Source organism: Enterobacter pseudoroggenkampii (genome assembly GCF_026420145.1).
Taxonomy (GTDB): Bacteria; Pseudomonadota; Gammaproteobacteria; order Enterobacterales; family Enterobacteriaceae; genus Enterobacter; species Enterobacter pseudoroggenkampii.
In genome coordinates this window covers 38,397-58,063 of sequence record NZ_JAPMLV010000009.1, presented here as the reverse complement: position 1 = coordinate 58,063, position 19,667 = coordinate 38,397, and the positions used below count along the sequence as shown (strand labels likewise).

Genomic DNA, 19,667 nt, shown 5'->3' with positions numbered 1-19,667 from the left:
TGCAGAGTGATCAAGTCATGACTGGCACGTTAATATCAGTGCCGTATTTTCTGACCCGGAGCCTTGATCACCAACAGAATGCCTGCAAGAACTGCCAGGGTTGAAAAAGCCATTCTGAGGCTCAGTGACTCGCCCAAAAATGTTACGCCTCCCAGCATCGCCAGACAGGGCACACTCAACTGAACCGTACTGGCTGCAACAGACTCAAGACGAGGTAAAAGTGAATACCAGAGTACATAGGCTCCGGCAGAAGCACCGGCACCAGAGAGTATTGCCAGGACAATTCCGATACCGTCGAAGTGCGCTCCCTGGCTAATGAACGGCGACAACACCAGGGCAAAAGGTACAGCAAGGATGAAGTTTGCCGCAGTTGCCTGCGCAGCATCAGGAGAGCGCTTTCCGCAGAGGGTATAAGCCGCCCAGGCAAGGCCTGAAAGCGCCATCAGAACAGCGCTGCCCAAGGGGGGCGCTTTGGCACCAGGTAAGAGAAGAGCAGCCATGCCGGCTACAGCCAGCCCAAGCCCCGTTGCTCTGGAAAAAGACAGCCTTTCCCCATGGAAAAGGCCATGGGCCACCATCGCCAGTTGCACAACGCCAAACAAGAGCAAAGCACCTGTTCCTGTATCCAAATGGATATAGGCAAGGGAGAAACACAGGGCGTAGGCCATAAGAAAGAACCCGCTTTTCAAGCTCCAGATGCCCTGCTTTTTCCCCTCACGTCTCAACAACAGTGGTAACAAGACCACCGCCCCGCTCATCAGGCGAAGGTCACTGAACGTCACCGGATCAATATGTTCGCCTTTCAACGCAATCCGACAGAGCACAGAATTGGCTGCGAATGCCATCATTGCTATCACTATCTTGAATCCAACAGACCGCCCCATCAGCGTGACGCCTCAAAATTAACAAATTACGTGATAATCTATCAATTAGTAGGTAGGATGGCAATATCTACTTATGGCAGCCAGACTAAAATGGTACGCCTTTTCAGGTCATGCCTGGAGCATTGACCTTTATCATTGCCAGATTTATGTAAAGCCGTAGACCCGTTACTAACAAAGGAGAACATATGCAAGATTTCAACGTACTGCTCGAAGCAGCATCAGATTATAACGAATTTGTTGGCAGCGGAGCAGAAGAAGACCGCAACGCATTGCGGCATTTTGAGGGGCTTGCCAACGAGGCATTACCTGACGATGTCATCAGTAAGCTCTCGCAACTTCCGGGTTCGTACAGCATTCTGGTAGCTGCTGAAATGTGGTGCCCCGACTGCCATAAAAACTTGCCTGTAATCCATGCCATTGCCGCGTCAACGCCGGCAATACGTCTGGGTATTATCACCCGCGACAAGGCCGAAGACGTCTTTAAAGCACACTTTGGTGTCGATAAAGTCAAAATTCCGTTTGCCGTGGTACTGGATGAGAACGTGACTCCGCTGGGGCAGTTTATTGAACGGCCTAAAACCGCTATCGGCAAGAACGGAGAAGTGAGCGAGAGCTACAAAAACGGTGAACTTCTGGTCGATACTGCCCGCGAAGTGGCTTCAATTTTTCCAGGAAAATAAGAGAGCGTTAAAGTTAAATTAATTGAATCTCAACCTGAAGGTAATAAACCTGGAAGTTGAGCAATGCCAGGGAAATAATAAAAATAAACCATAGCAACAATGCCCTTAGCCCTGCATCTAAGCAGGGCTTTTTTCGCGTAAAGAAAGCATGCTACGCAGTCTTGTATGTGCAACCAAAATGCTACGCCCGTTTATTCAGTGGCCAACGACAGCACCTGCAGCTTCACGAAGCTTTACACGCCCTCTAAATGTAAGCAGAACTCCAGGCAACGATAATCCCGGCAACATATTCCGCATCCTGAGGATGCGTCAGAAGATGATCTGCTTCACCCAGTGAGATAAAGCTTTTGGGGTGTCTGGCGGCTTTAAAAATTTTCTCTGCCTGTTCAATCAGCACGGTATCATCATTGGGAGCATGAAAAATCAGCAGCGGCTTATTCATGGTAAATACCTTCTCCGCTATTTTATGCTCCTGAATGTTATCCAGCATTTGCTTTTTGAGCGTGAATACCCGGCCTGCAAGCTCTACCGGGAAAGCGCCATGGTTCCTGATATCTTCGATATTGTCTTTGAACAACCGCTGTACATGCGTCAATTCGCCTGGCGAACCTATGGTTACGACCGCTCTGGCTTCAGGCACTTTGGCTGCAATAGAGAGGATTGCCGAACCGCCAAGGCTGTGACCAATCAGCAGCGAAGGAGCCTCGTATTCCCGACGAAGATAATCGACCGCGCACAGCAGGTCAGAAATATTCGAGGAAAAATTGGTATTGGAAAAATCGCCTTCGCTGTTGCCTAACCCGGTAAAATCAAAGCGAAGCACCGCAATTGAATTTTCTGTCAGTTTCCTGGCAATGCGTGCAGCACCTTTCAGATCCTTCCCGCAGGTAAAGCAGTGCGCCAACAGGGCAAAGGCTTTTGGATTTTCTGGCAATTCAAGCAACCCGGCAAGTTCCTCACCTTCTGCATTTTTGAAGGTAAATTTCAATTTTTTCATTATGTTAACTTTCAGAATGGTTGAATTACAAGCAAGATACCTATCAGTCGCCCCATCATGGGGCGGCTGATAGGTTACGACGAGCTTATCTGCGAACGGCCATGATACCGGCATCGACATCCCAGATTGCGCCAGTCACCCAGGAGGCTTTGTCGGACAACAGGAAGAAGATGGTATTGGCCACATCTTCCGGCGTGCCGACACGCCCCAGCGGATGGAAAGCGTTCAGCGATTGCATTGCGCTGGCAATGTCTTCTTTCGCCATGAAGCCTTCATAAATCGGGGTATGCACGATCCCTGGCGAGACCGCGTTCACGCGGATACCCGCACTGGCCAGCTCAATGGCCAGGTTGCGTGTCAAGGCGTGGAGACCGGCTTTGGCCATGGAGTACGCGGAAGCCGGTGAGTCGCCGAGTGCGGCTTGCGCGCCAATGGAGCCCACGTTCACAATCGCCCCTTCACGGCCGTCGGCCAGCATGTTCTTCACCACGTCCTGCGTGATGAAGAAGGTTGCCCGGTTCAACATCAGGTACATGTCGTAATCGGCTTCCAAATGCTCGGTAAAGCCTTTCGGCATGAAGATCCCGGCCGCATTGACCATCAGGCTAATATCGCGATGATTAGCATTAATCTCCTGACGAATGGCGTTCATGCCCTCTTCAGTCATCAGGTTTGCCGCAATCACGGACACGGAACCCAGTGGGCTCAGCTCTTTCTGAACCGCTTCTGCCTTGTCTTTTTTATTGCCCGTCAGTACCACGCTGCCACCGGCTTTCAGCACCATACGCGCCGTTTCCAGACCCATACCGCTGGTGCCACCCACGACAAGCAGTTTTTTGCCTTTAAAATAATCGCTCATTTTGAACTCCGTTATTTGCAGGGTAGATTTGCCGGCAGTCATGCAGCCGGCTCGTTCAGGTGTCAGATGCTGCAACCGTCAGCGCCGCAGGTCTGGCCGTCAGTTTTTGCCAGTTCAGCCGCTTTTTCTTCCCAGACTTGCTTCAACACGTTCAGGAAGTTGTCCGCAGATTGCGCGCCGCTGATAGCATATTTTTCATTGAGCAGGAACAGCGGGACCCCGCTGACCCCGATCGACCGGGCATGGGCTTCATCTTCGGCCACCGATGCACGGAAGGCCTCATTGGCAAGGGCACTTACAGCGTCGGCTCTGGACATGCCCACTTCTGTAGCTAACGCAATGAGCTCCAGCGGATCGAAAATGGAACGCCCCTCAGTCACACTGGCCCGATAAAACCGTTCTGCCATGGCGTCGCCCATATTGGCGTGACGCGCAGCCGCGAGCAGCGTATGGGCATCTTCGGTATCGCCAAAAAGCATGGTGTCAAAGTTATACTGGAGCCCTTCTGTCTTCCCGGCCGTGCCCACCTGATTCATCATCAGTTCCGCCCCATGTTCCCCGCCAAACTTCTTGTAAAGGGCTTTGCGGAACGGCACGGCAGGCCGGTCGCCGGAAATACGGAAACTGTGGTGGCGGACCACGACCTGTTCCTTGTGTTCAAAGGCGGCAAGGCCCTGTTCGAAACGCTTTTTGGCAATCCAGCACCAGGGGCAGACCAGATCTGACCAGATATCTATCGTAATAATCGGCTTAAGGGTTTGCATATTGGCTCCTGAATACCCTATTAATTTCGTCTGGCGGTGCCTGTTTATGTGGGCACCGCAAATACCACCGGCTTCGTGGCGTTAGTTGGCTTTCCAGGCGGGATAATCGGTGTAGCCTTTCTCTGGTGACCCCGTCACGCCGTAATACGTCGTGCGATCGCTTTCGGCCAGCGGCCAGCCGTTCTGCATTCTTTCGACCAGATCAGGGTTGGCGATGTACGGCACGCCAAACGCGACAAGATCCAGTTCGTCTGCCTCAAGTGCCGTTTCGGCAATCTCGCGGGTGAAGCCGCCGGCGGCAATAACCGTGCCCCCCAGAGTTTTACGGAACGCGGCTTTGAACCCGGCAGGAACCGGTGCCTGGGTATAAACAGGCTGATAATAGAGATGTACATAAGCCAGCTGACGCTGGCCGAGAGCCGCTGCGATACTGGCCCAAATCTCTTCTTCACCTTCATATGGCGCCAGGTCGTAAATCCGCCCGAACGGTGAAATGCGCAAGCCCACCTTATTGCTACCAATAGCCGCAGAGATGGCATCAACCGTTTCCAGCAGGAACCGCTGACGGTTTTCCACAGAGCCACCGTATTCATCAGTGCGAGGGTTCAGCTCACTGCTGAGGAACTGGTCGAAAATGAAGCCGTTCGCCGCCATGATTTCCACGCCGTCAAAACCGGCCTCCATCGCCAGGCGTGCGGAGTGCACGAAGTCTGCCGTGATGCGTTTCACTTCATGCGTTTCCAGCGCGCGCGGCTGGCTTGGTACAACCGGGCCCGGTTCTCCGGATTCGGTCAGCGCAAAAACGGTGGTATTGACCGCCTGAACGGTGCCCGCTGAAACCGGCGCTATGTGACCTGGCTGAAGAGAGACGTGAGACATACGGCCCACATGCCACAACTGAGCAAAAATACGGCCGCCCTTCGCATGTACCGCATCGGTCACTTTGCGCCAGCCCTGAACGTGTGCAGCGTTGTAGATCCCCGGGGTATACAGATAGCCGCGCCCTTCTTCAGAAACGGGCATGCCTTCGGTGATAAGCAGCCCCGCAGAGGCGCGCTGGGCGTAGTAAAGTGCAACGACGTCATCCGGCACGTCGTTCATTGTGCGGGTGCGGGTCATCGGGGCCATGACCACGCGGTTTTTTAACTGCATGCCTGACAGATTGTAGGGGGTGAACAACTTACTCATCATGTACCTCGCAAGGCGAAAGAGAGAAAAGCCCCGCTGGGGCCGGAGTTAATACTTAGCGGGCCGGGGAGCTGACGATCGCTACCTGATGCCGGTTAAGCGCATGGTTGCACTATACCTACCTACTAGTTGATTGGTCAATAGGTAAAAGAACAAATCATGCTGTTCTTTTGTCACAGCAGACAGGCACCGGGAATACCGCGTAAGGTGAGCTGCCGTCGGCGAGATGGTCGTCATCCTGTGAAATCAGAGAATTACAAATATCATTTTTGGGCGTTATGGAGCTAAGACTGGCCGGTTCAGGGCGGCGCGGGCTCTTTCTCTCCTCTTATCATTCGGATATTAATCACCCCCCTATGGAGAAGAGTAAATGTCCAGACATCACCTTACAGTTATCAGTACATTATGCCTGGCGTTGTCGAGTCAGGTCGCTTTTGCAGCCGGTTTTACGCTGACAAGTCATGAGCTTGAAAAAAACCATTTCCCCGTGGCTCAAACCCTGAGTTCACCTTATGGATTTGGGTGCAGTGGTGGAAACCTTGCCCCCTCTTTTAACTGGAGTGGCGCGCCGGCAGGAACCCAAAGCTTCGCTCTCAAAATCTATGATCGGGACGCGCCGACAGGCCTCGGTTGGATCCACTGGCAGGTGGTTAATATTCCCTCATCGCTTCATTCGTTACCGGCGGGGATAACGGCGGATAACAAAAACCTCCCGCAAGGGGCTCTTCAGACCAGGACTGATTTCGGTATCCCGGGTTATGGCGGCCCTTGCCCGCCGAAGGGTGAAACGCACCGTTATGAGATCACGCTGACGGCACTTCGTGTCGACAAACTTCCGGGAATAACGGCGGACTCGACGCCCGCCCTGGTCGGCTTTATGGCAAAAGCGAACTCACTGGGCGAAGCGCATCTTCAGATTACGCAGGGCCGCTAACCGCAGCCAGGTTGCCGATAGCCTGGCCGGAAACCCGGACCAGGCTGGGGCTGAATCCGAAGCGAGTTCGAAATCTGGCGGCGAACTTAGACGGATTTTCATAGCCGACTTCCAGGGATATGCGGGTGACTGAAAGATCTGTCACCTGCAAAAGTGTCAGGGCGCGGCACATGCGAATGTCAGTCACCAGATGGGTGAATGACGTATTTTCGGCATGCAGATGGCGTCTCAGGGTGGTGGCCGACATACCAAATGCAGCCGCTACCTGCGCAGTATTCCAGTCTTGTGATATGTCTGCTGCAACGAGTTTGCGGATTTTTATCGCCAGTCCGGTATGTTGTTTCAGCGCGAAGAAAATGCGGTATTCATCCAGCCAACTCAGCATCTCTTCCATACGCCTGGCCACGATACTTTCAGGTATGTTTTCAGTATCTGTAATGGCCTGTGCAGTGTGATAAAAGGCCTGGCGAAAACTGTTGCCTGGCTCCGCCATTTTATTTGCTTCGTGCATGCTCATACGTGGGGCATGCATGAAGCAGTAGTTTTGGACGAAATCGGCACAAAAACTCAGCCATGATGCTTCGTACGTACCCGTTAAAGGTGATGGTGTATTGATGATATCAAAAGAGTGCCCCTCCCCGATGACCACCGCGTCACCCGCTTCCAGCGTTATCTCCTCTTGCGCCCAGCGGATTATTTTCCTGCCATGGCGGACCAGGATGATTGTGGGTTCATCTATAGTGATATGGCGCATCATCAGGGGCTGCGTATGCAGCACATGCGCTGTACTCCCCACATTAATACGACTGGATAATGTTCTTTCCATCATCGCCTTACGAAAAGGAATAGGCCAGCCCTGTAGGCCGACACTTTATGGATGGGCTTGCTTTTTTATAAAGTAATCCCGATTTTACAATACGTCAGTTTTCTCATTCAGATGGAGTGAAATATCACAATTCTCAGCACGCCGTCCACATAAGATGAGGCTTAACCATTGATAAAACATGGCATTGTCTTCGCTTAAGTACCTTTCAATTGATGATAGCTTTTTATGTTAATCAATTCTACCAACTGGTAGGTAGAATTGTTCACAAATTACAACGTACTGGAGTGAATGATGCGTGAATTAGCCCTTTACAATGAAGATAATTTTAGAGAAATCGAGAGGCATGAAGGGGTTGCGGTGGTGCGCTTCTCTGCCCCCTGGTGTCCGCCTTGCCAGATGAGCGAAGACATTTTTAACCATTTTGCCGAGCAGACTGACAGCGACGTCAAAGTCGGCAAAGTGAATGTGGATCTGGCACCGGTGCTGACCACCAAATATGAAATTTGGGGGCTGCCGTCCGTACTGATGTTCAAGGATGGGCAGTTGGTCCAGCGTATACCGGGTGTTAAATCGGCAGGGTTTTATCAGCAAGCATTGTCAGAGCTGAAAAAAGGGCAGTAATGCCTTTTTATCTATCTCTTAGCGGTCTGATGCATCATCGGCAAGCGGTTCCCCCTCGTTCAGAGTGATAACCGCTTTGTTATAAAATAACCGACCAGTCTGCTTAGCGTTATTTATTGCGCTGGAAGGCCGGCATCAACGCTTTGTTATGTTCGATCACTTCATCCAATGCATTTTCAAGCAGTTGACCGCTTTTGACCAGGGGATTAATAACCAAGGCGCGCCATGCCGTATACCGATTACCACTGATGGCTGCCTCAATGGTCAATTGCTCAAAGCTTTTCATCAGTTGAATCAGACGAAGTACATCTTCCGGGAAAGGTTCGACATTCAGTGGCATAGGTCCTGAACGGGTGATCATTGAACTGACCTCAACCGCACAGTCATCCGGCAGGCCCGCAATCGCACCATCGTTTCGCGTATTGACATGCATGATGATGCGTTTGTCGTTATATATTGCGCTCATCAATTCACATGCCGCATCCGAATAGTACTGTCCTCCCCGACCTTCCAGCGCTTTCGGTTTCTCGGCGAGTTCCGGGTTTCGATAAATTTCGAATAGTTCTCTTTCGAGCTCCTTTACGATCTCACCACGAGTCCCTTCCCCTTGTGCTTCGCCAAGCTCCTGACGGTACATGTCGTCGCTCATGTAGTAATAACGCAGGTAGGGGCAAGGTATCATTCCCATATTCGCCAACAACCGATCCGGCCATTTGAAAGGAGGAATATTTTTAGGCACCAACGGATCATTCCCCTCTGAAATCAGCTCAATAACCTGAGGCAGCTTATCCTTACCTTCATGAAAAATATGGCGCGCAAAAATGAAGTGATTAAGTCCCGCGACCTGCATGATAAATTCATTGATGTCACTGATACCTAAAGCACTGGCAATACCTTTTTGCATGATAACAGGCACATTGCACAGCCCTACGGTTTTGACTTTGCTGTATTTCAGTATCGCTTCCGTGACCATTCCCGACGGGTTAGTAAAGTTCAGCAACCAGGCATCCGGGCACAGTTGTTCCATTTCTTTCGCTATAGCCAATGCAATCGGGATAGTGCGGCATGCATTGGCAAACCCACCCAGCCCATTGGTTTCCTGACCGATCATGTCGTATTTCAGCGATATCCTTTCGTCGCTGATCCGTGCTTCCAGGCAGCCGGCCCTGAACTGAGAACAAACAAAATCGGCACCGGTCAGTGCTTCTGTGCGGTCAAGGGTTTCATAAACCGGTATATCCAGCCCATTTTTTTCCAGCATCCGTCGGGTGAGGCCCGCAATGATCGCCATTTTTTCACGGCCATCCTCAATATCAACCAGCCATAACTCGCGGATCGGAAATTCATTTTGACGTTTGATAATGCCTTCCATCAGTTCAGGTGTGTAGCTTGAACCCGCTCCAATAACCACTAACTTAAGACCCTTCATTAGATATTCCCCTCATCGTTGTTGTCAGGACGTCTGTTGGGCCAATTAAAGAGGACAAGGGGCTTAGTGGACAAACGATCAATTCCGGGGTATGCATTACTGTAAATAATGCATAAGAAAAATTAAGAAGGAAAATAATGAATGCTCGCTCAACAGAACATACTGGCACTATTGCATACGTTTGAAACGGCAGCACTGCATATGAGCTTTACTAAGGCGGCGACAACCCTCAATCTGACGCAAGGGGCCGTTAGCCAACGCATTCGTTCTCTTGAATCCATGCTCGGATTCAGACTGTTTATCAGAATGACCAGAAAACTTCAGTTGACCGATGAAGGGGAGCGTTTACTTGGCGTACTCGCGTTTTCACTTAAACGCATCAGTGATGAAATAGAAGATATTCGCGTGCAGGGGTTGAGAGGAACCTTGTCTGTCGGCCTTCCACCTACCTTCGCTTTTCTCTGGCTGATGCCGCGCTTACCGGTATTTACCGAACGGTGGCCAGGGCTGAATATCAATTTCAGAGTGAGGGCCGGTCTGGTAGATTTTAATCTTGAACGGGTAGATGTCGCTATCTACTACAGTAATCTGAAATACCCCGATCTCTACTGCGAACGGTTATCTGAAGAGATGCTGGTTCCCGTCTGTATTCCATCTCTTGCAAAAAAAATCAGGCAAGCAAACCATTGGTTAGCTGAAGTCCCGTTCATTCATACCTCTGAATCCGTTGACTCCCAGAATGTTTTTTCAGAATGGCGAGAATGGTGCAGGGAGTCTGGCAAAAACCTGCCCGTTGAAGATAATTTTTTAAGCTTCAACAATTGTCAGATGTCGATTGAAGCGGCACTCAATGGCGGCGGTATCATCATGGGCAGAAAACGACTCATTCGACATTACCTCGATGAGGGCCGACTGGTCGCCCCTTTTGAAATAGAAATACCCGCCGGGCGAGGATATGACCTCATTATGCCACGAGAAAACCTTAACCGACCGGGCGTTCGGGCTTTGGCCGAATGGGTGAGAAATGTGTTTAACGAGAAATAAAGTCTGTTTTCGTTCTGAAAAGGGGCAATGAAAGCCATATCAGACCTAATGCCAGAGAGCATGATGACAATGTCTGTCAGAAGTGAAAAAAGGGCAGTCATGCCCTTTTATATTTTCAGCGCGATAACTATTACGCTTTCAGTTGCTTAATCGCATCCAGCGTACGTGCTGAATAGACAACTGCAGCGCCTGCATTCAGGTTGATCGCCACACCCAGGGCTTCAGCAATTTCTTCTTCTGTGGCGCCAGCTTTAACGGCAGCTTCGGCATGGACGGCGATGCAACCATCACAGCGAGTCGTCACCGCACAAGCCAGTGCAATCAGTTCACGCACTTTCGCGCCCAGAAGGTTGGTCTTATTGCCGGCGTTGCCCAAAGCCATGACGCCTTTTAGCGTTTCCGGGGTCAGCTTACCCAGATCACCAACACGTTGCATCACTTCTGAGCGGTATTCATTCCAATCTAACATGGGGTCATCTCCAGAATTATTTTCTTTTAACAATCATTAGGATCTGTTCAAGCGTATCGTTGAAAAGCTCAGGCTTATTAATCGCCCGGGAAACAACGCTAGCGCCCTCGCATAAATTCAAAATAAGCAGCGCCATTTTTGATGGCGGCAAGTCAGCAGTCAGTTCCCCTGCATCAACGCCACGGCTGACAATTTTGGTCAACCAGGCAATCTGCATATCGAAATATTCGGTCGCCTGAACTCTGATATTCGGTGGCAGATTGGCCATTTCCGCAGACAAAGCACAGCACAGCGGCATACGCGACGTGCGATAGCTCTCGATGAAAAGCTCCACGTAAGCGGTAAGCATCTGCGCAACCGTATTCTCCGTCTTTTCAATCTGTTCAAATCGGTTTTTGGTATCGGTATGGGCCTGAATCACCACTTGTTCGCCCAAAACGTCTTTGGTTGGGAAGTGGTGATGAATACTGGCCTTAGTGATACCAATACTCTTTGACAAATCAGCATAGCTGAATGCAGAGTAACCCCGTTCGCGCATCAGATGGTCCGCTTCATTCAGAAGCCTTTCTCGTGTCATGACTGACATATAATCCTCACAATTATAATCTACTAGTTGGTAGATATTATCTGCGCCTGTTGTTCCCTGCAAGGGGACATCAGTTCACAACAGTAATTTAACCTTCTCTGATAACGCGTTTTGGTCGGAGTTAATAGCCATCAGGCAGTAGGGAAATGACAGTGTTCAGGCATTTCCCTCTCTGAGTTTTACCTACACCAACCGGGTATCAATACTGACCGGGTTCGCCAGGGTATCGTGGATCGGCGAGCTTTCTGGGAGAGCACGAACCATTTCTTCAAGCTGTTCACGGCTGGCGGTCGGACTGGAGAGCTTAACGCCAACACGGATCGCTTTCGCCCCATTGCGAACTTTTTCGTCAAGACCCAGGAAACCGTTCAGATTAATGTCGAAATTCAGGTCAAGTTCAATACCATCAAGTTCAATGCCCTTTTCTGCCGCCATCACAGTCAGAGTCGCGGTATAACAACCGGCAAGTGCCTGCAAAATGTATTCAGCTGGGCCCATACCGCTATCAGTACCCGATAAATCAGCAGGTTCATCGCCAACATTAGCAAATTTTCCGGAGCGACTGGTATCAACCTTGCCGTTCTGGATAGTCGCATGAGTTTCCACTCGGACGGATACTCCACCGTTGGATTTACTCTTCATGTTAAAGGTGAGATTGCCCAGTTCTGGATGCTGGCGAATAGCTTCTCGTGTACCGCGAATAACATTAGCGTCAGCAAAAGGTTTTTTTAAATCAGTCATTTTAACTCCTGAGATACAGTGCGGATTTAATTAATGATTAATTGAAAATCAACCAATCAACTAGATGGTAGATTACACGCAGAAACAGGCGTTGTCTACTACATCCGGAGTGCTTATGAAATCCCTTCCGAATCTGAACGAAATACAGGTGTGTGCGGCCAAGAAGAGCTTGTTTTACTGGATATTGCGCAATGGAGGATCAACTGATTCAGACCCTGAATCGGCGCAGATGAGTTTCTGAGACAAAATAAATGTTGCCGCGCGCCCGTGAGCATGCCACGTACAGCCTGTTACGGGACGACGGCGGAAGGGCTGCCAGTTCCTGACGATTCAGAAGCTTCCAGTGTGTGGGTCCCATCACAATGCAGACATCCTGAAAGTGGTCGAGCCCTTTACTGACGCCCCAGTTCAGCGAGTAACAGCCGTAACGGTGATGTTCACGATAGAAGAGCTTAATCACCGTATTATCAGCGTGCAGGGTGGCAGCGCGCTCTGCATCTGCGATCGTTTCAATCAGGGTGGCATGTGTCCCATGGGCAGCGATACGGATGTTCAGCTGCCCGGTGATAAACTCGCACACTGAAGCCGAGCAACGCCATGTCCGGTTGAGCGTGTCCCGGTCAACCGTGAAACCGGCTGCATCGAAGCGGGCCTCATATCGCGTAATGTCATCGTGCAGCGTTGAATTAACGTTGCCGTCATGGCTTGTGTCAAAGGTATGCTGATAAAAATCGCCGCAACAGAGCACAGTGATTTCCGCGCGGCAGAGCTCCAGCAGAAAATTAAAGTCATGTCCGGCAAAGTCCTGGACTTCATCGACAAGCAGTTCATCGTAGTAACGGGCAAGCCGGGTACGGATATCCGGCAGCAGCCCCCGGGCTGTCAGCAGGTGTGCGAGCCGCCGGTGATACAGCCGTCCGGCGGGATCCTGATAATGCCGGGCATTCGTGCGCGGTATTCCGGGTGGGGGCTGGTCGAAGCTCAGGCCACGCGATGCCAGCTGCTCCTGCAGGAAAGGCCGGAAGCAAAAACCGTGCAGAAACTCAAACCAGGTCATCACCCTGATCCCGTCCGGGATAAAGCCAAAACGTCTGATAATCTGCGCCCGCAGATGCGCTTCATTATTCACTGTGAAGGTCAGGAGCAGCGTCCGCCGGTCCTCACTCAACCGTCGTATCAGCAGCGTGGTCTTGCCCGAGCCGGCAACCGCAAATATCACTCTCTTATCCATGCCAGTGCCCTCTGAATATAATCAGGTACTGTCAGCTCTTCGGCGTGCAGCTGTAACAGCCGGAATGCTGCTTCTGCCTTATTGGCCAGCATGTATTCCTGCACCGTGAGTGTCCGGCGGGTTCCGCGGAAAAGCGCATCACACAGACCAGCGTTATCCTGATACAGGCAGATTTCAAATGTGGATCGGGTGTTGTCGCGATCGGCAAATACCCGGGTGCGGGAACAAAGCACGTCAGCATAGCGTTCATCGCAATTTTGCTGGTAGTTGCCGTCATTATCACGAAGGGCCGCGACGCGATTTTCCAGAAGACGGGCCAGCTCAAGATAACGACGGAAACTCGTTCCGCCGATAGCGATGATGTGAACCCCGTCATCCTCCGGCGCCCTGCCATACAGGCGGCGATAAAAGGCCTCGATCAGAATAAACTCAGCATCCCCCTCCACGAGCAGCACACGTCTGGCCAGCGCAAATTCCAGCACGTTATTATCCGGTGCTTTCATAAAGAAGGCGGCAGTCTCAGCGGAAAGTTCATTCATCAGTACCGGCCGGGCAGGCCCGAGGAGGATTGCCTTACGCAGATCGAGGCGGGAGGAGATATGGCTGCTGTGTGTGGCAATAAACACCTGCGTCTGCCGTTCAGCGGCAAGCTGATTAACCAGCCTCTTCATACTGACATGGCTGAGATGATTCTCCGGCTCCTCAAGCAACAGTGCGTGGAGCTCTCCCTGCTGCTGATGCCGCTGCAGTGCAAACTCCGTTTTGATGAAGCACTGCCTTCCTTTTCCACGGTGACGAATGGAAATACCGTCCTCGGTAATGTCCAGATTCGCCTCAAGACCTGATTTGGCACCGGAACGCACGCCAAACTGATACGTTTCCAGCGTGTCGTTTATGGCGGACAGATGCCGGGTGCAGAAGTGCATTTTCTGTTGCCGGTAACTGTTTTCAAGCCGGTACCGATCGGCCACCGGCACATTGACGCTGTAAACCGTGCGCGTATATTCCTGTGCGGCGTGCTCGTTATCGATGCGTGCACTGTCTAACAGCAGATGGCGCAGATAGCGTCTGAAGCCGGCGAAATGACCGCCGGAGAAGGTGCTGAACCGCACGGAATAGTATTCATAGGGAAAATTATCGGGATCCTGCTGCAGGACATGGTGAATATCCTGAGCGTATTCCTCCGTCATGGGTGCAATGCGCATTCTGAGACCATCCGCATCGATACCCGCCAGATTTTGCCTGCCGTTCAGGTCAGGATCTCCCCCGTTACTCAGGAAAACGTCAGCTGTCAGCACGGGTAACCGATCGGCGCGGCGCTCACCTTCCTGAAACTGCCTGACGGCTGACTGGGACAGGAGCGATTCCACACCCAGTGCCTCGACCCGGTGCCGGCTGTCACTCAGCACAAGGTCAAGGGCCAGCAGAATCGTGCTTTTCCCGGACTCATTGTCCCCGACCAGAATGTTACGGTCATGAGTGAAGCGCAGGTCCAGTTCCGGAAACTTTTTAAAGTTTTGCAGCATAAGCCGCGTGATCAGAGGCATCTTTTATTCCTTTATATACCGCTGACTGAAAGAGTGTCCGGCAGCGCCAGACCGCCTGTTTTGTTTTCAGCGTTATCTTACCCAGTCTTCCAGCACAAGACCCGGCACCCGCTCAAATTCCCGCGTATTATTCGTCACCAGCACGGCGCCGGCGGCGATGGCGTGTCCGGCAATCGCCGTGTCGTTCGGGCCAATCGGCGTGCCGGCCATGCGCAGCGCCACCTTAATCTCCGTGGTGGCGTCCACCGCGGCGCGATCCCAGGGCAGGATGGCATCGAGGCGGGCGCAGAACGCGTCAACCAGCTGGACGTGACGCGGCGCGGCCTTCGGCCCGGTGGCGCCGAAGCGCATCTCGGCGTAGGTAATGGCCGAAACCACGATGCGGTGACCCCGCAGCACCGCCTGCTCCAGGCGCTTCAGCACGGCTTCCGGCTGCTCGCGCATGATGAACGAGCAGATGTTCGTGTCGAGCATATAGATTTTGTTCACAGGTTAACCCGTCCTTCGTCGCTGACAACGTCCTCGCGCTCCGCCATAAAGTCCGGGTCAGCTTTTTCGAGCTGCGCGAACGAGCCCCAGGTCGGCCGGACGGGACGCAGGATGATGCTGTCCCCTTCCCGGACGATCTCCAGCTCGCTCACCCCCTCAAAATCCAGATCGCGGGGCAGACGGATGGCGCGGTTGTTGCCGTTTTTAAAAATAGAGACTGTGCGCATGGTTTTTCCTCATATGCTGAGTGTGCCAGGGAGTATTCCCGCATAGGTGAAGTATATGCCTCCGGAACAGATCTGTATAGGTAAAGCATATGCAGATGGTGAGTATATGCGTATGCATTACCTATGCAGATGTCAGGCATATGGATATGCATGACCTATACGCTTTCTTCTCTTTTTCCGCTGAGATCCGAAAAAAGGTAAAGTCGGATCTGTGCAGGTTAACGATTAAGAGAGATTAAGGAGGCAAGTGGTAAAGTGAATTTTCCTCTGAATGGCGTACTGCTGGCGCAGGCTACACTGTCTTTTTTGAGCGAAGAGCTTGCGCCTGTATGCCGAGTGAACTGCTCCCGAAAAACCTGAAGCAGTCCCGGCATACAGGCATTCAATATGTTTATTCTCTACTGGCAAAGAGCTATCCGTTGCCGGCAACGTTTTCACGCTCTGTTATCAATCACAGCTTCGTTCTTCAGCTCTTATGTATGTATAAGATTATCTAAATTAATCTATAACAAATGAGACTTTTACCTTATAAGATGAATTCCTTAACCTTGTGTTACAGCGAAGGAGAACACTCCTCTGACCATATAACCTAAGGATTAAAACCATGAAAATTATCAAAACTTTGTCAATCATAGCCGTGACCACTCTATCACTGATGTCGGCCTCAGTATCGGCGCAGAGCATTACCGCGACTGCGCTGACGCTCGACGACGCTGAGGCTAAGATTGCTGCGCAGGCTCAGCAACAGGGTGCTCAGTACACCATCACTGAAGCCAGCAGCAATGACGTCGTACACATGACAGCTAAGCTGCACAAATAAGGAATGGTCGTACAAGGAGGTGCCGGGAAGGGCCGCCCGACGGGCGGCCCTTTCTGCTTTTGAGACTGCGGTATAGCTATTTCTTACTGACGGCGGCTGCCAGGCACAAGCACCAGTCCTGCCTGCGTCTGTCACTGTAAAAAGGCAATTACCCGTTCAGATGCGCGGATATTTCTGCTGCCAGTTCAGTAAATGCCCGGGCAGCAAAGCTCTGATAGGCGTCCTTTCGACGCATCAGGACCGCTGTACGCGTCAGGCGCTCGGGTTCCAGGGCGATCGCCACCAGATTATCCCGGGCCAGGGCCGTCCTGGCGGGCAGGAGCGTGGACAAAGATGTCCTGCGGACAATTTCTATTACCGCCCCGAGAGCGTTAGCTTCCATCAGCACCTTTGGATGAATGCTGTGTCTACGGCAGTAGCTGTCAATCTGTTCGCGGGTCGCGAATTCCTTGCTGAGTAATACCAGTGACTCGGTGTTCAAAGCCTGTAGCCCGACAGATTTTTCCTTCGCAAGCCTGTGCCCGCTGTTTACCACGAGTGCAAGCGTTTCATCCAGCAACGGTATCGCGTCGATGTCCGGGCAGTGAACATCCCCGAATGCTATCCCCACGTCCAGCTCCCCTTCCTGTAGAAGCTCTTCCATACTTTCCTGTGAAATCTCCCGTACATTGAGGGTGATCTCCGGGTAGCGAAGGTGGAATGCCTCGACCAGCGGCCCGACAAGATACGTTGTGAACGTTGGCGTCACGGCTAAGCGAAGCGAACCACGGCTGAGATCGTTCACGTCGTGGATCGCCCGTGAGGCTTCCCGCAACTCCTGAGATGCACGGCGTACATACTGAAGATAAGCATGTCCGGTATCCGTCAGACGTGTTGTACGACCAGACCGGTCAAACAACTGGGTGCCGAGCTCTTCTTCCAGTTGCTTTACCAGCTGCGAGAGGGCTGGCTGAGAGACGTGCAGTGCAGCCGCAGCTTTGGTGAAGCTGAGATGTTCAGCAACCGCCTGAAAATACCGTATGTGACGTGCGAGCATAACTTACCATCATAAGATTATCTGAATTAATCCATAATAATATAGACTTTTACCTTATGCTACGGGTTGTTTAATCTCAGTCACACACAACCGACACTGAGATTGCAACCATGAAAGAGATTATTGAAGGTTTTCTGAAGTTCCAGAAAAACGCTTTCCCCGAGCGGGTCAAGCTGTTCAAGAGCCTGGCTAATCAGCAAAGCCCGAGAGCATTGTTCATTTCCTGCTCTGACAGCCGTCTGGTGCCCGAGTTGGTTACCCAGCGCGAACCTGGCGATTTATTCGTGATCCGCAACGCCGGTAACATTGTGCCGTCCTACGGTCCCGAACCGGGCGGGGTTTCAGCCTCAGTGGAGTATGCAGTCGCCGCGCTCCAGGTGAATGACATCGTGATTTGCGGCCACTCTGACTGCGGCGCCATGACCGCCGTTGCCACCTGTAAATGCCTCGACCATATGCCCGCCGTATCGAGCTGGTTGCGCTATGCCGACTCTGCCCGTGTGGTCAATGAAGCCCGACAGCATTCCGACCAGTCAGCCAAAGTCGCAGCTATGGTGCGCGAAAACGTCATCGCTCAGCTGGCTAATATCCAGACTCATCCGTCCGTTCGTCTGGCGCTTGAAGAAGGCCGGGTGACCCTGCACGGCTGGATCTATGACATTGAGAGCGGTCGTATTGATGCTTTTGATGGCAGAACCGGTGCCTTCGTGTCTCTTGCTGAAAATCCAGAAGTTAACGCCGTTTCCTCACAATCCAGGCATGTTGCCTGAACCCCTTACCTACCAGGAGAAAAGACCATGATCCAGACTCAAGTTACCCAGGCTGCACGTCAGGCACTCACCGAAACCATTATTCTGGCTAAGGCCCGTAAGGATCTCTCCTTAGCCGAAATCGTTGACGGCACAGGTCTGTCGGAAGCCTTCGTTACCGCAGCTCTGCTCGGTCAGCATCCGCTGCCCGCTGATGCGGCAGTGGTTGTCGGCAGAAAGCTTGACCTGAATGCCGATGAAGTTAAGCTGCTGCAGTCGGTGCCTGTTCGCGGCAGCTTTGCCGATGGAATCCCGACCGATCCGACAATCTACCGTTTCTACGAGATGATGTCAGTTTACGGTCCTACCCTCAAGGCACTGGTCCATGAGAAGTTCGGCGACGGCATAATCAGCGCCATTAACTTCAAACTGGACATCAAAAAAGTTGAAGATCCGGACGGTGGACACCGTGCGGTGATCACCCTGGACGGCAAGTACCTGCCAACCAAGCCTTTCTGATCCCCTCAGTATCCAGCCCGGCATCTGAAGTGCCGGGCTGCCTGCTTTTCCGGTCGCGATGCTGCGCTGCCGCCCCCTCGTTGAGCGCCTGAAAGTTGCTGTGCCAGCATCGTCACGGTGCCGGATAGCGGCAATGCCCGGTGTGCCGTCGTGCCCCGGCCACCCCCGTCAAAACTCACCGGGTGTTACCCCCATAACTGCACGGAATGCGGCTGAAAATGCGGCAGGCGAAGAAAAGCCAAGCTGCTAGGCAACCTGTTTAACTGATACGTTTTCGGAAAGAAGATCCAGTGATGCGTATATTCTTGCCCGCTGTTTCCATGTCCGGAAGCTGAACCCCGTATCGCGTAAAAACAGGCGGGAAAAAGACCTTTCCGACATGTTTGCTATGTCAGCCATATCAGATAACGTGCTTTCCCAGCGATGGCTGAGCATCAGCTCCCCTGCTGCACGTAATAATCGGTCATCCTGCGGCATCGGTAGCTCTGCGGGTACGGAGGGCGCTTCACCGATGATTTCCAGAAGTAAAAGCGCCATTTTTCGCTTCGTGATCGTGTGGTAATCATTTATAAACAGGCCGGCTATTAACTCCTTTACCAGCGGGACCACCTCGATGACGTGTACCCGGTTATTCTCTGAGAAATGTGTGCACTCAGAAATCAGGCTGCCGCTGAGGTAAACCGCGCGCAGCTCCGTATGCGACAGAAGTCTGTAAGAATGTTCAATCAACGGCGGGAGCCAGAGTGCCCGCTGAGGGGGAATAACCCATCGCCTGCCTGCAGCCTCAACCAGCAGAACGCCACTGCTGGCGTATAAAAGTTGTCCTTCCAGGTGATAATGAGGGGGATCCTCTTCCCCGCGCCGATAGGAAATGGCCGTGGCTGACCAGCCCGCTGATTCATCGTGTCTTGGCGCTTTATCGATGCTTACTGGCATTTCAGATTCAAACCTCACGTCTATCATGTTCCGACTGGCGTCACCCGACCGGTATTTCGCGGGAGGAGTGCACCTGACCTATTACTCAACA

At 52.0% G+C, this 19,667-nt stretch carries 22 protein-coding genes and 1 pseudogene; 7 read left to right on the top strand and 16 right to left on the bottom strand.

What is annotated here, in order from left to right; genetic code table 11:
* Positions 1–35 precede the first annotated feature (35 nt).
* A complete protein-coding gene (locus tag OTG14_RS22450; RefSeq protein WP_267215777.1) occupies positions 36–884 on the bottom strand; it encodes a DMT family transporter in 849 nt (282 codons plus the stop codon).
* 185 nt (positions 885–1,069) lie between these two features.
* On the opposite strand from OTG14_RS22450, the gene OTG14_RS22445 reads away from it, so the two are divergent.
* Positions 1,070–1,564 (top strand): thioredoxin family protein, encoded by a 495-nt coding sequence (locus tag OTG14_RS22445; RefSeq protein ID WP_267215776.1) that lies wholly within the window; start codon positions 1,070–1,072, stop codon positions 1,562–1,564.
* Positions 1,565–1,808: 244 nt separating this feature from the next.
* On the opposite strand, the gene OTG14_RS22440 is transcribed toward OTG14_RS22445, so the two are convergent.
* The 4 genes from OTG14_RS22440 to OTG14_RS22425 form a co-directional block, all read right to left on the bottom strand.
* Entirely contained in the window at positions 1,809–2,561 is a 753-nt protein-coding gene (locus OTG14_RS22440; protein WP_007374395.1) for an alpha/beta hydrolase family protein, read from the bottom strand.
* Between the two features lie 85 nt (positions 2,562–2,646).
* On the bottom strand, positions 2,647–3,420 hold the full coding sequence (locus OTG14_RS22435) for an SDR family NAD(P)-dependent oxidoreductase (protein WP_103072766.1): 774 nt from the start codon (positions 3,418–3,420) through the stop codon (positions 2,647–2,649).
* 62 nt (positions 3,421–3,482) lie between these two features.
* Positions 3,483–4,184 (bottom strand): DsbA family oxidoreductase, encoded by a 702-nt coding sequence (locus OTG14_RS22430; protein WP_007374393.1) that lies wholly within the window; start codon positions 4,182–4,184, stop codon positions 3,483–3,485.
* 81 nt (positions 4,185–4,265) lie between these two features.
* The gene (locus OTG14_RS22425; RefSeq protein WP_007374392.1) at positions 4,266–5,372 is read right to left on the bottom strand and encodes an alkene reductase; all 1,107 of its coding nucleotides are present in this window, start codon (positions 5,370–5,372) and stop codon (positions 4,266–4,268) included.
* Positions 5,373–5,742: 370 nt separating this feature from the next.
* On the opposite strand from OTG14_RS22425, the gene OTG14_RS22420 reads away from it, so the two are divergent.
* On the top strand, positions 5,743–6,306 hold the full coding sequence (locus OTG14_RS22420; protein ID WP_042936985.1) for a YbhB/YbcL family Raf kinase inhibitor-like protein: 564 nt from the start codon (positions 5,743–5,745) through the stop codon (positions 6,304–6,306).
* On the opposite strand, the gene OTG14_RS22415 is transcribed toward OTG14_RS22420, so the two are convergent.
* Positions 6,290–7,132 (bottom strand): helix-turn-helix transcriptional regulator, encoded by an 843-nt coding sequence (locus tag OTG14_RS22415; protein ID WP_035943311.1) that lies wholly within the window; start codon positions 7,130–7,132, stop codon positions 6,290–6,292. The genes OTG14_RS22420 and OTG14_RS22415 overlap by 17 nt on opposite strands.
* Before the next feature lie 291 nt (positions 7,133–7,423).
* On the opposite strand from OTG14_RS22415, the gene OTG14_RS22410 reads away from it, so the two are divergent.
* Positions 7,424–7,753: a thioredoxin family protein gene (locus OTG14_RS22410; RefSeq protein ID WP_007374389.1), complete on the top strand. Its 330-nt coding sequence runs from the start codon at positions 7,424–7,426 to the stop codon at positions 7,751–7,753.
* A 109-nt stretch (positions 7,754–7,862) separates the two neighbouring features.
* On the opposite strand, the gene OTG14_RS22405 is transcribed toward OTG14_RS22410, so the two are convergent.
* The gene (locus tag OTG14_RS22405; RefSeq protein ID WP_267215775.1) at positions 7,863–9,182 is read right to left on the bottom strand and encodes a 6-phospho-beta-glucosidase; all 1,320 of its coding nucleotides are present in this window, start codon (positions 9,180–9,182) and stop codon (positions 7,863–7,865) included.
* Positions 9,183–9,323: 141 nt separating this feature from the next.
* Between OTG14_RS22405 and OTG14_RS22400 the strand changes: the two genes are divergently transcribed.
* Entirely contained in the window at positions 9,324–10,226 is a 903-nt protein-coding gene (locus OTG14_RS22400) for a LysR substrate-binding domain-containing protein (RefSeq protein WP_117500371.1), read from the top strand.
* A 130-nt stretch (positions 10,227–10,356) separates the two neighbouring features.
* On the opposite strand, the gene OTG14_RS22395 is transcribed toward OTG14_RS22400, so the two are convergent.
* The 7 genes from OTG14_RS22395 to vapB all read right to left on the bottom strand — a co-directional run bounded on the left by OTG14_RS22395 (position 10,357) and on the right by vapB (position 15,516).
* Positions 10,357–10,695: a carboxymuconolactone decarboxylase family protein gene (locus OTG14_RS22395; RefSeq protein ID WP_007374386.1), complete on the bottom strand. Its 339-nt coding sequence runs from the start codon at positions 10,693–10,695 to the stop codon at positions 10,357–10,359.
* A 16-nt stretch (positions 10,696–10,711) separates the two neighbouring features.
* On the bottom strand, positions 10,712–11,281 hold the full coding sequence (locus tag OTG14_RS22390) for a TetR/AcrR family transcriptional regulator (protein ID WP_042936984.1): 570 nt from the start codon (positions 11,279–11,281) through the stop codon (positions 10,712–10,714).
* A gap of 183 nt (positions 11,282–11,464) precedes the next feature.
* Positions 11,465–12,022: an OsmC family protein gene (locus OTG14_RS22385; protein WP_007374384.1), complete on the bottom strand. Its 558-nt coding sequence runs from the start codon at positions 12,020–12,022 to the stop codon at positions 11,465–11,467.
* A 208-nt stretch (positions 12,023–12,230) separates the two neighbouring features.
* A complete protein-coding gene (locus OTG14_RS22380) occupies positions 12,231–13,253 on the bottom strand; it encodes a DEAD/DEAH box helicase (protein ID WP_007374383.1) in 1,023 nt (340 codons plus the stop codon).
* Positions 13,238–14,800: an ATP-dependent nuclease gene (locus OTG14_RS22375; protein WP_119916852.1), complete on the bottom strand. Its 1,563-nt coding sequence runs from the start codon at positions 14,798–14,800 to the stop codon at positions 13,238–13,240. Before OTG14_RS22375 ends, OTG14_RS22380 begins: the two co-directional genes overlap by 16 nt.
* A gap of 72 nt (positions 14,801–14,872) precedes the next feature.
* Positions 14,873–15,289 (bottom strand): type II toxin-antitoxin system VapC family toxin, encoded by a 417-nt coding sequence (locus OTG14_RS22370; RefSeq protein ID WP_007374381.1) that lies wholly within the window; start codon positions 15,287–15,289, stop codon positions 14,873–14,875.
* Positions 15,286–15,516, bottom strand: coding sequence for a type II toxin-antitoxin system VapB family antitoxin (vapB, locus tag OTG14_RS22365; protein WP_007853351.1), 231 nt, complete (start codon positions 15,514–15,516; stop codon positions 15,286–15,288). Before vapB ends, OTG14_RS22370 begins: the two co-directional genes overlap by 4 nt.
* 604 nt (positions 15,517–16,120) lie before the next feature.
* Here vapB and OTG14_RS22360 point away from each other — a divergent pair.
* Positions 16,121–16,336 (top strand): YdgH/BhsA/McbA-like domain containing protein, encoded by a 216-nt coding sequence (locus tag OTG14_RS22360; protein ID WP_032650458.1) that lies wholly within the window; start codon positions 16,121–16,123, stop codon positions 16,334–16,336.
* Positions 16,337–16,484: 148 nt separating this feature from the next.
* On the opposite strand, the gene cynR is transcribed toward OTG14_RS22360, so the two are convergent.
* Positions 16,485–17,372, bottom strand: coding sequence for a transcriptional regulator CynR (gene cynR / locus OTG14_RS22355; protein ID WP_032650460.1), 888 nt, complete (start codon positions 17,370–17,372; stop codon positions 16,485–16,487).
* A 110-nt stretch (positions 17,373–17,482) separates the two neighbouring features.
* On the opposite strand from cynR, the gene OTG14_RS22350 reads away from it, so the two are divergent.
* Positions 17,483–18,142, top strand: coding sequence for a carbonic anhydrase (locus OTG14_RS22350; protein ID WP_048268850.1), 660 nt, complete (start codon positions 17,483–17,485; stop codon positions 18,140–18,142).
* Positions 18,143–18,169: 27 nt separating this feature from the next.
* A complete protein-coding gene (gene cynS / locus OTG14_RS22345; protein ID WP_267215774.1) occupies positions 18,170–18,640 on the top strand; it encodes a cyanase in 471 nt (156 codons plus the stop codon).
* 168 nt (positions 18,641–18,808) lie between these two features.
* On the opposite strand, the pseudogene OTG14_RS22340 reads toward cynS, so the two are convergent.
* Positions 18,809–19,576: pseudogene (locus tag OTG14_RS22340) on the bottom strand (AraC family transcriptional regulator).
* Positions 19,577–19,667 lie beyond the last annotated feature (91 nt).

Bases quoted from the DNA above. Each gene is read 5' to 3' on its own strand.
- OTG14_RS22450 (WP_267215777.1), bottom strand. From the start codon at position 884: ATGGGGCGGTCTGTTGGATTCAAGATAGTGATAGCAATGATGGCATTC.
- OTG14_RS22445 (WP_267215776.1), top strand. From the start codon at position 1,070: ATGCAAGATTTCAACGTACTGCTCGAAGCAGCATCAGATTATAACGAA.
- OTG14_RS22440 (WP_007374395.1), bottom strand. From the start codon at position 2,561: ATGAAAAAATTGAAATTTACCTTCAAAAATGCAGAAGGTGAGGAACTT.
- OTG14_RS22435 (WP_103072766.1), bottom strand. From the start codon at position 3,420: ATGAGCGATTATTTTAAAGGCAAAAAACTGCTTGTCGTGGGTGGCACC.
- OTG14_RS22430 (WP_007374393.1), bottom strand. From the start codon at position 4,184: ATGCAAACCCTTAAGCCGATTATTACGATAGATATCTGGTCAGATCTG.
- OTG14_RS22425 (WP_007374392.1), bottom strand. From the start codon at position 5,372: ATGAGTAAGTTGTTCACCCCCTACAATCTGTCAGGCATGCAGTTAAAA.
- OTG14_RS22420 (WP_042936985.1), top strand. From the start codon at position 5,743: ATGTCCAGACATCACCTTACAGTTATCAGTACATTATGCCTGGCGTTG.
- OTG14_RS22415 (WP_035943311.1), bottom strand. From the start codon at position 7,132: ATGGAAAGAACATTATCCAGTCGTATTAATGTGGGGAGTACAGCGCAT.
- OTG14_RS22410 (WP_007374389.1), top strand. From the start codon at position 7,424: ATGCGTGAATTAGCCCTTTACAATGAAGATAATTTTAGAGAAATCGAG.
- OTG14_RS22405 (WP_267215775.1), bottom strand. From the start codon at position 9,182: ATGAAGGGTCTTAAGTTAGTGGTTATTGGAGCGGGTTCAAGCTACACA.
- OTG14_RS22400 (WP_117500371.1), top strand. From the start codon at position 9,324: ATGCTCGCTCAACAGAACATACTGGCACTATTGCATACGTTTGAAACG.
- OTG14_RS22395 (WP_007374386.1), bottom strand. From the start codon at position 10,695: ATGTTAGATTGGAATGAATACCGCTCAGAAGTGATGCAACGTGTTGGT.
- OTG14_RS22390 (WP_042936984.1), bottom strand. From the start codon at position 11,281: ATGTCAGTCATGACACGAGAAAGGCTTCTGAATGAAGCGGACCATCTG.
- OTG14_RS22385 (WP_007374384.1), bottom strand. From the start codon at position 12,022: ATGACTGATTTAAAAAAACCTTTTGCTGACGCTAATGTTATTCGCGGT.
- OTG14_RS22380 (WP_007374383.1), bottom strand. From the start codon at position 13,253: ATGGATAAGAGAGTGATATTTGCGGTTGCCGGCTCGGGCAAGACCACG.
- OTG14_RS22375 (WP_119916852.1), bottom strand. From the start codon at position 14,800: ATGCCTCTGATCACGCGGCTTATGCTGCAAAACTTTAAAAAGTTTCCG.
- vapB (WP_007853351.1), bottom strand. From the start codon at position 15,516: ATGCGCACAGTCTCTATTTTTAAAAACGGCAACAACCGCGCCATCCGT.
- OTG14_RS22360 (WP_032650458.1), top strand. From the start codon at position 16,121: ATGAAAATTATCAAAACTTTGTCAATCATAGCCGTGACCACTCTATCA.
- cynR (WP_032650460.1), bottom strand. From the start codon at position 17,372: ATGCTCGCACGTCACATACGGTATTTTCAGGCGGTTGCTGAACATCTC.
- OTG14_RS22350 (WP_048268850.1), top strand. From the start codon at position 17,483: ATGAAAGAGATTATTGAAGGTTTTCTGAAGTTCCAGAAAAACGCTTTC.
- cynS (WP_267215774.1), top strand. From the start codon at position 18,170: ATGATCCAGACTCAAGTTACCCAGGCTGCACGTCAGGCACTCACCGAA.